General features: G+C 43.6%; 2 protein-coding genes. Both read left to right on the top strand.

The window, feature by feature from the left end; genetic code table 11:
• Window positions 1-43 precede the first annotated feature (43 nt).
• On the top strand, window positions 44-9,913 hold the full coding sequence (locus tag NMK36_RS10655; RefSeq protein WP_254173683.1) for a non-ribosomal peptide synthetase/type I polyketide synthase: 9,870 nt from the start codon (window positions 44-46) through the stop codon (window positions 9,911-9,913).
• Window positions 9,910-16,035, top strand: a complete 6,126-nt coding sequence (locus tag NMK36_RS10660; protein WP_254173684.1) for a non-ribosomal peptide synthetase — start codon at window positions 9,910-9,912, stop codon at window positions 16,033-16,035. The genes NMK36_RS10655 and NMK36_RS10660 overlap by 4 nt, the downstream gene beginning before the upstream one ends.
• Window positions 16,036-16,135: the final 100 nt, after the last annotated feature.

A 16,135-nucleotide genomic window follows, 5' to 3' on the forward strand; every position in this document is an offset into this window, starting at 1 on the left:
TCAGTATTAATCAAACAAAAGTTTCAAACAGTGGAAACAGAATATGGATTCAACTAAAAAAGCATATTTTCCTTTATCTTTTGAACAAGAGCGGATGTGGGTTCTAGATCAACTAAAACCTGGTAATCCAGCCTATAACATCCGGGGAGCGATTCAAATTACAGGTTTGATTAATGCAGACATACTAAAGCAAAGTCTCAATGAAATTATTAGGCGGCATGAAATTTTACGCACTACCTTTGATGTCATTGATCAACAACCCAGACAGATAATTAATTCGCCATTTAACGTAGAGTTACGCCCAGTAGACTTACAAAAACTAGGTGCTCCTGAACAAAACCAAGAAGCTCAACGACTAGCTACCCAATTTGTACAGCAACCCTTCAACCTCAATCAGGCGCCACCCTGGCGAGTTCTGTGGTTGCGGATGGAAGCAACCAGACACCTAATGGTGTTGAGTATGCACAACATCATCTGTGATGGTGATGGGTCTATGGGTATATTTTTCCGAGAGATGGCGACGCTGTATGAAGCGTTTGCTACAGGTGAACAGTCCCCACTTTCAGAACTACCCATTCAGTATAAAGAATTTGCTCTTGGGCAGCAGCAACAACGACAAGGGGAGATTCTCGAAACTCAACTCAGCTATTGGAAGCAGCAACTTGGGAATAACTTACCCGTATTACAACTACCCATCGATCACTCAAGGTCATCTATTCAAACTTATGCAGCAGCTTGTTGTGAACTAAAGTTGAACATACAACTCAGTCAGCAACTTAAGCTTCTGAGTCAGCAGCAAGATGTTACCCTATTTACGCTCCTACTATCGGTCTTCAAAATATTACTCTACCGCTACACTAACCAGGAGGATATCGTAGTCGGTTCCCCCGTAACAGGTCGTAATTTAACCGATACAAGCAGCATCATGGGTTACTTGGGAAACCCAGTGGTGCTACGGACTGATATGGCGGGTAATCCCACCTTCGGCCAGCTATTATCTCGCGTCGCTGGGGTTGTCAGCGATGCCCACAAGCACCAGGATTATCCTTTCCAAAAATTAGTGGAGGAGCTAAAACCAGAGCGAGATCTGAGTTTCTCTCCCTTATTCCAGGTGTTATTTAGTTTGCGGGATGACCTCATGCCAACCCTGGAATTTCCGTCTCTCACCCTCACGCCTGTGGATGTGGAATCAACAACAGTACCCTATGATTGGTTTGTTTCTGTTAAAGATACAGACCAAGGATTAGTGTGGAGGTGGGAATATAATAGTGATTTATTTGAATCAGCTACAATAAATCGTATAATTAAACATTTTCATAATTTACTAGAAAATATTGTTGTTAATCCCCAACAACCTATTGGCGAACTATCAGTTTTAACTGAAGTAGAACGCAATCAATTGCTGGTAGATTATAACAATACAAAAATAGAATATCCGCAAGTTTGCCTCCATCATTTAGTTGAACTTCAAGTTCAAAAAACTCCTGAATCTGTTGCGGTCGTTTACGAAAACCAGCAGTTAACTTATCAGGAACTCAATCAACGGGCTAATCAATTAGCGCATTACCTCCAGAAGTTGGGAGTACAAACAGAAAGCTTAGTTGGTATTTGTATAGAGCGTTCACTCTTGATGGTAATAGCCATCTTAGCGGTGCTAAAGTCTGGCGGTGCTTATGTGCCATTAGATCCAGCCTATCCCAAAGAACGTTTGGAATACATGGCGTCAGATGCTAATGTACAACTGCTACTGACTAGCGAAACATTATTAAGTGCATCATCACCCATCGCAGAGTTAGCGACAAACCACCACCTAGTTTGTCTGGATCAAGATTGGCAGATCATTTCTCACCAACCTCAAGAAAATTTAGATAGCTCGGTTAGTCCCCATCATTTAGCCTACGTCATTTACACCTCCGGTTCCACAGGTAAAGCTAAAGGTGTGATGATGGAACACAAGGCGCTGGTTAATATGATTAGCTGGCATCTCCAAAATCGAACAGTGGGAGTTAAGACCCTACAATTTGCTTCCATCAGCTTTGATCTCTCCTGCCATGAAATCTTTTCCACTTGGTGTTCGGGTGGAACATTGGTGTTAATTTCTGAGGAAGTCCGCCATAGTCCTGTAGACTTGTTAAGGACAATTAATCAAACCGGAATCGAAAAACTGTATCTTCCCTTTGTTGCTCTACAGCAGTTGATAGAAGTGATTGATGAGCAGACTATTCCTATTACTATACGCGAGATAATCACTGCTGGTGAACAGTTGCAAATCACACCGAAAATTAGCAACTTTTTCCAGCAAACGGGTTGCACTCTGCACAATCATTATGGTGCAACCGAGGTTCCAGAAATTGCAACTTTCACCTTGACAGGAAATGCAAAAAGTTGGGTCACACTTCCTCCCATCGGTCGTCCAATTAATAATATTCAGATTTATATTCTCGATGAATTTTATCAACCTGTGCCTCTAGGAGTTCCAGGCTCACTATATGTAGGCGGTGAAGGAATTGCCAGAGGGTATTTCAACAAACCAGAATTAACTCAAGAAAGATTTATTCCTAACCCTTTTGGTGCTGGTATTTTATACAAAACCGGGGATTTAGCTCGTTACTTAAGTGATGGGAATATCGAACATCTTGGCCGTGCAGATCGGCAAGTAAAAATTCGGGGTTTCCGCATTGAGTTGGGCGAAATTGAGGGATTATTAGCAAAACATCCAAATGTTCGAGAAAGCGTCGTGATCGCCCGGGAAGATAGTCCCGGCGACAAAAGATTAATTGCTTATGTTGTACACAAGGACGGGGTAAACATTCCTCTGGAGTTAACCTTACGCCATTATCTCAAAGAACACTTACCCGATTACATGATGCCAGCCGCAATAGTGGTGCTGGAAAAAATGCCTCTGACACCCAGTGGTAAAGTAGACCGCCGTGTCCTTCCTAAACCTAATCAATCTCGGCCAGAGGTAAAGGAAACGTTAGTCATCCCCCAATCTGAAACCGAGAAACTCATTGCTCAAGTTTGGCAAGAAGTATTGCAATTAGAGGAGATGGGAATTTATGATAACTTCTTCGACTTGGGTGGTAATTCCTTACTTTTAATTCAAGTCCATAAAAAATTAATTGACAGCTTTGGTGCAGGGTTATCAACTATCACCTTGTTTCAATATCCCACTATATATACTTTAGCCCAATACTTAAGTCAAACTCCAGCAGAACAATCAACTATAAACAGCAAAAAGCCAGCAAAAAAACCTGCTGACCAACACACAGATATTGCGATTATTGGGATGTCTGGTCGGTTTCCGGGAGCCGAGAATATTGAAGCATTCTGGCAAAATTTGCGCGATGGAATAGAATCAATTGATTTCTTTTCGGATGAAGAAATTGAACTAGAAGATTCTAGCTTGCTTCAACAACCGAATTACATTAAAGCAAATTCTATTTTGCCCAATATTGATTTGTTTGATGCCGAGTTTTTCAACTATTCTCCTAAAGAAGCCGAAATCACAGATCCGCAACAAAGGATTTTCTTAGAATGCGCTTGGAATGCTTTTGAAAATGCGGGTTACAACCCTAAAACTTATCAAGGAGCAGTAGGGGTTTATGGGGGTGCGAGTATCAGCACTTATTTGATTAACAATATTTGTCCCCACCTTGGGTTCTCTCCCCATCGCCCCTTCCTCAGCCATCGCTTGTTTAGAGGAGCAAATGAATTTCAAGTGGAACAGGGTAATGGGGGCGATCATTTACCCATGCGCGTTTCCTACAAATTCAACTTGACTGGGCCGAGTGTTAACGTTCAAACCACCTGTTCTACTTCATTAGTTGCCGTTCATTTGGCTTGTGAAAGTTTGCAGCGTGGAGAATGCGACATGGCTCTAGCCGGAGGGATTTCGATTAGCGTTCCTCAAAAGGTAGGCTACCTTTACCACAATGGCATGATTTTGTCCCCTGACGGGCATTGTCGAGCGTTTGATGCCCAAGCTCAAGGAACGGTGTTTGGTAATGGTTGTGGAATTGTGATTTTGAAGCGGTTAGATGATGCGATCGCCGATGGCGACAACATCTATGCGGTGATTAAAGGTTCAGCCATTAATAACGATGGTGCGTTGAAAGTCGGTTATACCGCTCCTAGTGTAGAAGGACAAGCAAGGGTTATTGCTGAAGCATTGGCTGTGGCTGAAGTTGACTCTAGCACGGTGAGTTATGTGGAAACCCACGGAACTGCAACGCCTTTGGGAGACCCAATTGAAGTTGCAGCCCTGACTCAAGCTTTCCGAGAAAATACAAAGATTAGAAAAAACAGCTTTTGTGCAATTGGCTCTGTTAAAACTAATGTTGGACATTTAGATGAGGCGGCGGGAATCACAGGTCTGATTAAAACCGTTCTGGCCCTTCAACATCAATCCATCCCCCCCAGCCTTCACTTTACAAAGCCGAATCCCAATATTGATTTTGCCAATAGTCCCTTCTACGTTAATACGACACTCTCAGACTGGCAAGCCAAGGATACGCCTCGCCGTGCTGGTGTTAGTTCTTTTGGTATAGGTGGTACCAATTGTCATGTAGTGCTAGAAGAAGCACCCGACAACCATGCCAACACAATCAAAACTGACAGGACGCTGCATCTTTTAACACTATCAGCCAAAACAGATCAGGCACTTGCCGATTTAGTGCGGCGTTATCTGACTTATCTGGAGTCCGAACCGAATGCAGACCTAACAGATATTTGTTTCACAGCCAATACAGGACGAGAACACTTTAATCATCGCACTTGCCTGGTTGCTGGTTCCAAACAGCAGCTTACCGAACAATTACTTCGTTGGGTAAATAGCCCGGAAAAACCGGACATACCCGTTCCCAAAGCCGATTCTAAGAAACGAATTGCCTTTCTATTCACAGGACAAGGTTCCCAGTATGTAGGGATGGGGCGTCAACTGTACGAAACCCAACCCACCTTCCGAAAAATCCTAGATCAGTGTGACGAGATTCTCCGTCCTGATCTGAAAGTCCCCTTGCAGTCGATTTTATATCCCGATAGCGAGTCTACTTATCCTCAGTTAAACGAGACAGTCTACACTCAACCCGCCCTATTCGCACTAGAGTATGCCTTAGCTCAGTTGTGGAAATCCTGGGGAATTGAACCTGATGTTGTCATGGGCCACAGTGTCGGCGAATATGTGGCAGCCGCTGTGGCTGGGGTATTCAGCTTAGAAGACGGGCTAAAACTGATTGCCGCGAGGGGACGCCTGATGCAAGCCTTACCCCAAGACGGTGAGATGGTAGCACTTTTGGCCAGTGAACAACAAGCATTAGCTGCGATCGCACCTTATAAGGCAGAAGTCTCCATTGCGGCTATTAATGCTCCTTCTAGCGTCGTCATTTCTGGAAAGCGAGAAGCCATTAGAGCCATTGTCAACAACCTAGAAGCATCTGGAATCAAAACCCAGAAATTAAATGTTTCCCATGCCTTCCACTCGCCCTTGATGCAGCCGATGTTGGCAGAATTTGAGCAAGTGGCACGACAAGTCAAATTTTCTGCACCGCAGATCAAACTGAATAGTAATGTTACCGGGACACTTTTGAGTTCTGAAATAGCCACTCCTGAATATTGGTGTCGTCATATCCTCATGCCCGTTAAATTTGCGGCGAGTATGGAAAACCTTGCACAGCAAGACATAGAGGTGTTCATCGAAATCGGGTCGAAGCCGATATTATTAGGAATGGGTCGTCAGTGTCTAAGTACAGACGCGCCATGGCGCGTCTCTACAGGGTTATGGCTACCCAGTTTACGTCCTGATCAAGAAGATTGGCACTCACTTTTAACCAGCTTAGGGCAACTCTATAGGTCGGGATTGCCGATCGATTGGGTCGGTTTTGACCGAGATTATCAGCGCCGTCGCCAAGCTTTACCGACTTATCCTTTCCAGCGACAGCGCTATTGGGTAGAAAGCCAACCCAAGGACAATACTCAAGGGCAGGTTCTTTTTGCCCCAAACCCGACCGTTCATCCCCTGCTCGGGCAACAAATCTCTTTACCGGGAACGCAGCAAATTCGCTTCCAAGTTCAAATCAGCAAAAACTCACCATCATGGCTGCAAGATCATCGGGTATTTGAGACGACAATTGTGCCGGGAACCGCCTATATCGAGATGGCTTTAGCGGCTGGGGTAGCAGTTGCCAAAACCCTCGACCTCACCGTAGAAAATGTTTTAATTCGCAAGGCACTAACTTTACCCGAAGACGGCTCTTACAAGCTTGTCCAGTTGGTGTTAACGCCTGTAGAAAATTTGAGACATACATTTGAGATTTTTAGTCTGGAAACGGTAACAGAAGGAGATCAACAGCAGTCTTCGTGGATACTCCATACATCGGGTACGCTGCTTGTTCAAGCCAATCAATTGCTTGATGAAACCCCAGATCAAACCATAGATTTGGCAAGATTAAAACATCAATGCCAGCAAGAGATTTCCCCGGAACTGTTATACCAGCGCCACCGCGAGCAAAACATTGACTACGGACTCAGCTTCCGGGCGATGGCGCAAGTATGGCGAAATGAAACAGTAGCGCTAGGGAAGATCTGCTTACCAGAACAAGTCAGAACACAGAAGAGTGAATACCACATACACCCAATCTTGTTAGATACTTGTTTACAAATTTTAGATGCCACATTAATAGAAGATAACCATCAGAATACCTATGTGCCAGTCGGTGTAGAACGGTTGCGAGTTTATGCTCGTCCTGGTGATGAATTATGGTGTTATGCTCAGTTAAACGAGCAAGAAGATAAACAACTAGCGATTAGTGGAAATTTCTACCTATTTAACCTCAGTGGGCAGATAATTGCCACCGTAGCAGGAGTCCGACTCAAACGCACGATCAGTGAAGCAATGATCGGTGCTGCGGACAAGTCTTGGCAAGATTGGCTGTATGAGGTTAACTGGCAAGCTCAAGGGCGTTTTGGTCTTTTACCCAATTATCTACCAACGACCGCCGCAGTGAGTTCGCGACTTCAGTTCCAACTTGCTCAGTTGCTAACCAACCCAAGCTTGAAAATTTATGGGCAAGCCTTCACTCACATCGAAGCCCTAAGTGTGACATATATCCGGGCAGCTTTACAGGAAATGGGGTGGGAGTTCCAACTGGGAGCTTCTTTCTCCACCGAGCATTTAGCAGAACTCTTGCAAGTCATCCCTGAGCATCGAAGACTACTAAATCGGTTACTGGAAATTTTGGCAGAAGTTGGAATAATTCAACGTGTTGGCCAGCAATGGGAAGTCGTCTGCTTCGGTGAAATTCCAGACCCACAGCAACAGAGGAGTGCCTTATCCTGTTCAGAAGCGGAAGCGGAAATTACTCTGCTCGATCGCTGTGGTTCCAATCTAGCCCAAGTGCTACAAGGAAAGTGCGATCCATTACAGCTACTATTTCCTAATGGTGACACGACCGCTTTAACTCAACTGTACCAGTATTCTCCAATTATGCAGGTGACGAATACACTGGTGCAACAAGCGGTGTTAGCAGTGAGAGAGTGTTTGCCAAAAGGGCGAGGGTGTCGAATTCTCGAAATTGGGGCAGGTACTGGCAGTACAACGTCATACCTTTTACCGCATCTTGATCCCCACCACACAGAATACGTCTTTACTGACATTGGTGCCTTTTTCGTCACTAAAGCCCAGGAAAGGTTTAAGGATTACCCATTTGTTGGTTATCAAGTTTTGGATATTGAACAAGATCCACGCCAACAAGGATTTGAACCATCACAGTTTGATGTGATTGTGGCAGTGAACGTCTTACACGCGACAACCGATCTTCGGCAAACCCTGAAAAATACACGGCAGTTGTTAGCTCCGGGAGGAATGCTGATCCTGATGGAAGATACGGCCCCCCAGCGCTGGATGGATCTGACATTTGGGTTAACAGAGGGATGGTGGAAGTTTAGTGATGTCGATTTGCGACCCTCCTATCTATTGCTCAACCCTGCACAGTGGCAAGAATTGTTACTAGAAACTGGATTTGAACAAGTCCAAACGATTTCGACCACTTGGCCGACAAACGCTCAAGAAATCTCACTACCCCAGGAAACAGTAATTCTCGCAAAAGCTACAGGCAACACCTTCGTGCCGCAGCCTCGAAACTGGCTAATTCTAGCCGACAATCAAGGAACGGGTCAGCAGTTAAGTGAATTGTGCTGCCACCAAGGAGAGGTTTGTACTTTAGTCTTCTGTAGCCAAGAATATCAGCAAATAAACTCCAGGGAATTTAGTATAGATCCAGGCAATCCTAGCCATTTTCAGCAACTATTGCAGGCTATTCCCCCTGTCGCGATCGTTGTCAATTTATGGAGTTTAGATACACCGAAAAACCTCAGTGAAATCTCCTTAGAGAAAACCTACCTCAAAAACTGTGGTAGTACCTTGTACTTAATCCAAGCCCTGCTGAATCACTATAGGGAGACTCCCCGTTTATGGTTGGTGACGCAAGGCGCACAAGCCGTAAACGCATCTGTTACACAAGTCGCTCAGTCTACGTTGTGGGGCATGGGGAAAGTGATCGCCCTAGAGTACCCCGAACTTAACTGTGTACGGGTGGATTTAGATCCGCAGGCAACAAGGGAGTGGGGACAAACTTTATATGATGAAATTCTGTCTTCCCTGCTGGCAAAGGACACAGAAGACCAAGTTGCTTTTCGCGATCGCCTTCGTTATGTGCCTAGATTGGTGCGTTTCCCAGAGATGAAACCCCAAAAGCCTCTGAATTTGCCTCCAGATAGTACCTACCTCATCACTGGCGGTTTGGGAGGGCTGGGGTTACTGGTCGCCCAGTTTCTGGTAGAACGGGGAGCAAAACACTTAGTATTGCTAGGACGCAGTGAAGTCAAGCCAGATATCACTCATCAGTTACTGGAGATTGAGAAAGCGGGTGCTAATGTGATAGTATTTAAAACAGATGTATCTGATACACAACAAGTGATGCAGATGTTGGCTGAGGTTGAACAATCCTTGCCACCGTTGCGCGGAATTATCCATGCTGCGGGTGTTCTGGACGATGGTGTCCTCCTACAACAGAATTGGCAGCGCTTTAATCGGGTGTTAGCACCCAAAGTGCAAGGAGCCTGGAATCTACATCACTTAACCCAGAATCAACCTTTAGACTTCTTTGTGCTGTTCTCCTCCGCGACCTCGGTGCTGGGTAATACAGGACAAGCCAATCACGCAGCCGCAAATGCTTTTCTCGATGCTCTGGCATCTTATCGTCGAATGCAGGGACTACCGGGTTTAAGTATCAATTGGGGGGTTTGGGCTGAAGTCGGTGCAGTTGCTCGACTGGGGCTAGTTGAGCAGTTAAGCCGCCAAGGAGAGGAAAGCATTGATCCAAAACAGGGATTACAAATATTAGAGCAGTTGTTGTTAAATCAACCTGTCCAAGTGGGAGTTATGCCGATTAACTGGGCGAAATTCTGGCAACAGCAAAGAGCGTCGCAGCCTTTCTTAGCCAAGATGGTGCAAGAAAATCAGGATTTAGGTTCAAAGGAAAGGACACAGACACCACAAAGCAATGTAGATTCGTTGAACAGTGCCCTGTTGTCTGGGACACCAGCCGAGCGAGCTATGTTGTTAGAGTCTCGGATTACAGAACAAGTAGCCAGCGTATTAGGGGTTGACCGCACCAGGTTGGATAGGCAAAAGTCCCTGACTCATTTCGGGCTTGACTCTTTAATGGCGATTGATTTGCGAAATCGGCTGAACAACGCCACGGGGTTGAACTTGCCTTTAATAAAAATTATGCAAGGTTTGAGTATTTCCTCCCTAGTAGAACTCATACTTGAGCAACTCACATTGGCCGATGTTATCCTATCAGCCCCCCCTGCTACTGAACTCAGTGACGATATGGAGGAAATCACCCTATGAATCTTAATCATTTTCTCGCTGAACTTGCTGAACAAAATGTCAAGTTGTGGGTTGAGGCAGACCAATTACGCATTCGTGCCCCCAAAGGGGTACTGACACCTCAGTTGCGTGACTTATTAACAGTACATAAGGCAGAACTTATTTTGTTGTTGTCTCAAAGCGACATCAGAGCTAATAATACTGAAATCCCCCTAGTCAACGTTTCCCGCGAACAGAACTTGCCCGTCTCCTTTGCCCAGGAGCGATTGTGGTTTTTGAGCCAGTTAGAGCCGAATAACCCCTCCTACAACGAGCCCGTAGCTCTGCGGCTTGTAGGTTTCCTTAACATCGTCGCCCTAGAGCAAAGCCTAAATCAAATCATCCAACGTCACGAAGTCTTACGGACTAATTTTGTCACGGTTGACGGTCAGCCAGTCCAGGTGATGAATAACAGCCGAACCGTTAAAGTACCGATAGTAGATATCACTACTCGACCTGAAAGTGAAAAAGCAATATCTTGCCAGCAACTCATAATGTCAGTGGTTCAGCAACCCTTTGACCTGGCAAACGACCCTTTAATCCAAGTCACCTTGGTTAAGCTAACAGATACAGAACATATCTTGCTACTCAACATCCACCATATTATCTGGGATGCTCAGTCAGCAGATGTATTAGTCGGCGAGTTAGCGACTTGCTACACAGCCTTGTGCAATCATTTATCATTACAACTACCCGAACTCCCGATTCAGTACGCAGACTTTGCTGTTTGGCAGCGCCAGTGGTGTTCCGGTAAAGTGCTTTCCTCCCAATTAGATTATTGGAAGCAACAATTACAGGGAGCACCCGCATTATTAGAACTACCAACCGACAGGCCACGAGGCGTCAGTCAAACCTTCCAGGGAGCATCGTCAAAATTTACACTTTCAAAGCAGTTAACAGAGGCGCTAATCAGTTTTAGTCAACGGCAAGGAGTCACCTTGTTTATGACGCTGTTGGCAGCGTTTCAAACCTTGCTTTACCGTTATACAGGGCAAACCGATATCTGCATAGGCACGCCGATTACTAACCGCAATCGCCCAGAAATTGAGAAGTTGATTGGATTTTTCATTAATATGCTGGTGCTACGCACTGAATTGTCAGGGGACTTGAGTTTTGCGGATTTGCTGTATCGAGTCCGAGATGTCGCTTTAGGAGCTTATGCTCATCAAGATTTACCCTTTGAGAAGTTAGTGGAGGAGTTGCAGCCAGCCCGTAACCTCAGCTATACACCCCTATTCCAAGTCGGGTTTGTGCTTTATGCACCCATGCCACAAATCCACATGGCAGGCTTAACGGTCAGTTCATTAGCCATAGAAACCGCGACCGCCAAATTTGATTTAAGTTTAACTTTAGAAAATACCGATGCTGGACTAATTGGGCAATGGGAATACAAAACCGATCTATTTGATGCCACTACTATTACTCGGATGGTAGGGCATTTTCAAACTCTATTAACAGCAATTGTTACCAATCCTGAGCAAAAACTATCTTCTTTACCCCTGTTGACCACCGCCGAACGGCAGCAATTGCTAGTTGAATGGAATTCTACCCAAACAGAGTATCCCCGCCAAACGTTTATCCATCAGTTGTTTGAGGAGCAGGTAGAACGGACACCCAATGCGGTAGCGGTAGTGTGTCAAGACACCCAATTAACCTACCAGGAGTTGAACACTAAAGCCAATCAGTTAGCACACTACCTGCAAAAACTGGGCGTTCAACCAGAGGTATGTACAGGGATTTGTGTAGAGCGTTCACTAGGTATGGTGATCGGATTGCTGGCGATACTTAAAGCCGGTGGAGCTTATGTGCCACTCGATCCCAATTATCCCTCAGATCGTTTAGCCTATATGTTAAGTGATTCTCAGATATCTGTGCTGCTCACCCAAAACAACTTAGTAGACTCGTTGCCTGAGAATAAAGCAAAAATCGTTTGTTTAGATAGTGACAGTGAGATTTTTAACACTTACCCTCACGAAATTCCAGTTACTCGGTTAAAACCAAACAACTTGGCTTATGTTATTTATACTTCGGGGTCTACTGGCAAGCCTAAAGGTGTGATGATTGAACATCAGTCTTTAGTCAATTTTACCCAGGCGGCAATTTGTGAACATGAAATTAGTAAATCCGATACAATCTTGCAGTTCGCATCTATCAATTTTGATGCTGCAAATGAAGAAATTTTTTCCGGTTTAACTACGGGTGCAACTTTGGTTTTACGCACTGAAGAGATGTTAAATTCTGTCTCTACGTTTGTGCAAAAGTGCCGGGAGTACAAACTGACTGTTTTATTTTTACCAACAGCATACTGGCAGCAGTTAATTTCTGAATTAGTCAGAACAAATCAAAGCCTTCCTGAAACAATACGGGTCATCAATATCGGGGGAGAACGACTTTTGCCACAAAAATTCAAACTATGGCAAAAGTATGTAGCTAATACATTACACCCTCCCGTATTAATTCATGGCTACGGCCCTACAGAAGCGACTGTCGTAGCCACATTTTGCAACTTGTCCCAGTTAGAACCAAACAATTGGCAACGAGAAGTACCAATTGGGCGACCCATTGCTAACGTCCAAGTATACATTCTAGATCGAAATCTCCAACCCGTCCCCATCGGGGTTCCGGGCGAATTGTACATTGGCGGAGAAGGTGTAGCGAGAGGATATCTGAACAACCCAACACTCACAGCCGAGAAATTTATTCACAACCCGTTTAAGGAAGAACATCAAGCATCGGAACGCCTATACAAAACTGGCGACTTAGCCCGTTATTTGCCGAATGGCAATATTGAGTTTCTCGGTAGAATAGATTATCAGGTAAAGATTCGCGGTTTTCGGATTGAACTTGGGGAAATTGAAGCGGTACTCACTACACACCCGGAAGTCAAAGAAGCAGTCGTTATCGTTCGAGAAGATCAGCCAAGTTATAAGCACTTAATCGCCTACATAGTTGCCCACGAACAATCAAAAATTCAAAATCAATTACGCAGCTTTCTCAAACAAAAACTACCCGATTACATGATCCCAGCAACCTTTATTATGCTGGATGAATTGCCCCTGACTCCTAATGGGAAGGTAAACCGTCACGTCCTTCCTAAACCCAACTGGGAAGAAATTAATTCTATCGGCAATTTTGTTCCCCCACGAACAGAAACTGAACAGGTATTAGCTAATATTTGGAGTGATGTCTTAAGGCGAAAGCAAGTTGGGATTTACGATAATTTCTTTGAACTGGGTGGGGATTCAATCATCAGTATTCAAATTATCGCCGCTGCCAACCAAGCTGGTTTGCAGTTAACTCCAAAACAACTTTTTCAGCATCAAACTATTGCTGAGTTAGCGATAGTAGCCAATACAACAACTTCTATCTCTGCCGAACAGGGTTTAGTGACTGGAGAAGTGCCACTAACACCAATTCAGCACTGGTTTTTTGAACAGAATTGGCTCGAACCCCATCACTTTAACCAATCCATGTTGTTCCTCGTTCCTGCCAACCTGAACCCAGATTTATTAAAGCAGGCAATTGAGAAATTATTATTACATCATGATGCTCTGCGGATGCGCTTTGTACACAGTGAATTGGGATGGCAGCAAATTAATGGGGACTCTTACAAAAGCATCCCTTTTGAGATAGTTGATTTGTCAAAAGTTCCGATAGCCAAGCAACAAGAAGCTATAGAGACAAGGGCAGCTAAACTACAGACGAGCCTTGATTTGTCGGTCGGACAAGTGATCAGTCTGGTTCTGTTTAAGTTAGGTGGCACTTCATGCGATCGCTTGTTTATCATAATCCATCATTTAGTCGTGGATGGCGTTTCATGGCGCATTTTGTTATCAGATTTATCGACAGCATATCAACAATTGGTAAACAATCAAAACGTACAATTGCCTCCCAAAACCACCTCATTTAAAGAGTGGGCGATTCGCCAAGAAAACTATGGACGTTCCCCAGCCTTAACCCCTGAATTGCACTACTGGTTAGCTCCGTACCCTGCTGATCTTGCTTCACTGCCCTTAGACATTCCAGGAAGAGAAGCTAACACTGAAGGCAGCATTGATCAGGTTATAACTTATTTGAGCAAAGAAGAGACACGCACGCTATTAGAAACCATCCCAGTGGTCTACAATACGATGATTAACGACGTATTGCTGACCGCATTAACGCAGACCTTGACTCAGTGGACAGATTCTCGTTTTCTGTTAATTAGTTTAGAGGGTCATGGAAGAGAGGAACTGTTTGAGGGTGTGGATTTATCACGCACTGTTGGCTGGTTTACTAGCGTATTTCCTGTGTTGCTGGAACTTAAAAATACTAATAACCTACAAGCAACCCTCCAGTCCATCAAGGAGCAACTCCGACTGATTCCAAATCGGGGTATTGGTTATGGAATTCTTCGATATTTTAGCCAAGCTGATATCAGCAAACAACTGCAAAACCTCCCCGTCCCTGAAGTATCCTTCAACTACCTGGGACAATTTGAGCAACTGTTTTCCGAGTCAATCATTTTGGGGTTTGCTCCTGAAAATATGGGAGCCAATTTTAGTTCCTTAGCAAATCGCACCTATCTCTTAGATATCGTCGGATTAGTTGCTGACGGTCAGTTGCAAATGACTTGGATTTATAGCCAAAATTGCCATCGACGGGACACTATCGAATATCTTGCCAATCAGTACACAGAATCGCTAAAAATGCTGATTGGACACTGCCAGTCACAGGAGATAGAAAAATATTCGTCCTTAGATGTTTCTAGGACGACTGTTAGTCAAATCCCTCTACATTTATTAAAACTTCCAGAGGATATCTCTGAGTTACTCCCTAATAATACTGAAGAGGCCTATCCTCTTGCTAAGATGCAGGAGTTTATTTTGCATCATTATTCAAATGATTTGCAAAAAATGGGAGTTTACCATTGCCAGCAGTCATTCGACATCTATGATGACAATCTGGACGTAGAAGCTTTGAAGAAATCACTAGAAATTCTAGTGCAAAAACATCCGGCTTTCCGAACAGTATTTATCCTAAAAAACGGCTCACCTGCATTTCAGGTGGTCAAGAAAAATGTGAATTTTTCCATCGTTGAGGAAGACCTTAGCAACATCAAGTCAAATGAGCAAGAAAATTATATTGATGTTGTTTTGCAGCAAGATAGATACAATTTATTTAAGGTGGAAAATCCAAACGAACCCCTTTTTAGATTTTGGATTTTTAGAAAAGCGAAGCATAAAATTGAGTTTCTCATGTCATTCCATCATGCAATTATAGATGGCTGGAGTAGTATCGAATTTCGCAACGAATTGTCCGAACTATATTCTCAAATCAAAAAAGGTAAAGAAATACAGGTGTCAGCTTCTGCAAATGTCTACAAGGAGTTTGTCGCTTTAGAACAAGAAATTATTGCCTCAAAAGAAGCATCTGATTTCTGGAAGTTTTACTTGAGCAATCATACTTATCAACCATTGCAGCCCTGTACAGCTTCTGTTCATACAGTAGACGTTGTTGCTGAAGAATGCACATTAAATTCAGAAGTTATTCTAGGCGTAAAAAAATTATGTCGAGAATTAAAAGTTTCACAAAAAGCAATTTTCCTGAGTGCTTACCTTGACCTAATTGTTGCTGAAAACAAAGAAAATACGGTCTCTGTAGGTATTGTCACCAATGGTAGAACAGAAAGATTATCTGACCCGTTTAAAGCTGTAGGTTTGTTTTGGAATATGGTTCCGTTTTGTCAATCAACTATAGACAATAAATACTTACAAATTCAAAATGTCCAAAACGGCTTAATTGATATTGAACCTTATGTTAACTATCCGCTTCAACAAATTTTACTGGAGCAACAAAAGACAGAGTTATTTTTTGCTACTTTTAATTTCTTGCATTTTCATAATGCTAAAATTAGTGGGGATTCTTCTAGCTGGAAAATAACAGAAAGAAGGTATCATGACAAATTCCATTTTCCATTAAATTATGTTGTGTCAATAGACCCATTGGAAGAAACCTTAACTGTCCGTTTGGAATCTGATCAAATGTATTTTACTCCCGATCAAAATCGCTTGCTGATCAAGAAATACATTAATATATTAAAGGAGGTAATTGATCCAGGATAGCCCCAAAAAAAATCGTTAACAAAAAGTCTTTTATTGTAAAATAAAAGTTCCATCAAGAAATATGAACATGACGGAGAAACAAACAAAGTTTAGTAGGAGT

The organism is Planktothrix pseudagardhii (assembly GCF_904830925.1).
Taxonomy (GTDB): domain Bacteria; phylum Cyanobacteriota; class Cyanobacteriia; order Cyanobacteriales; family Microcoleaceae; genus Planktothrix; species Planktothrix tepida.

Bases quoted from the DNA above. Each gene is read 5' to 3' on its own strand.
- NMK36_RS10655 (WP_254173683.1), top strand. From the start codon at position 44: ATGGATTCAACTAAAAAAGCATATTTTCCTTTATCTTTTGAACAAGAG.
- NMK36_RS10660 (WP_254173684.1), top strand. From the start codon at position 9,910: ATGAATCTTAATCATTTTCTCGCTGAACTTGCTGAACAAAATGTCAAG.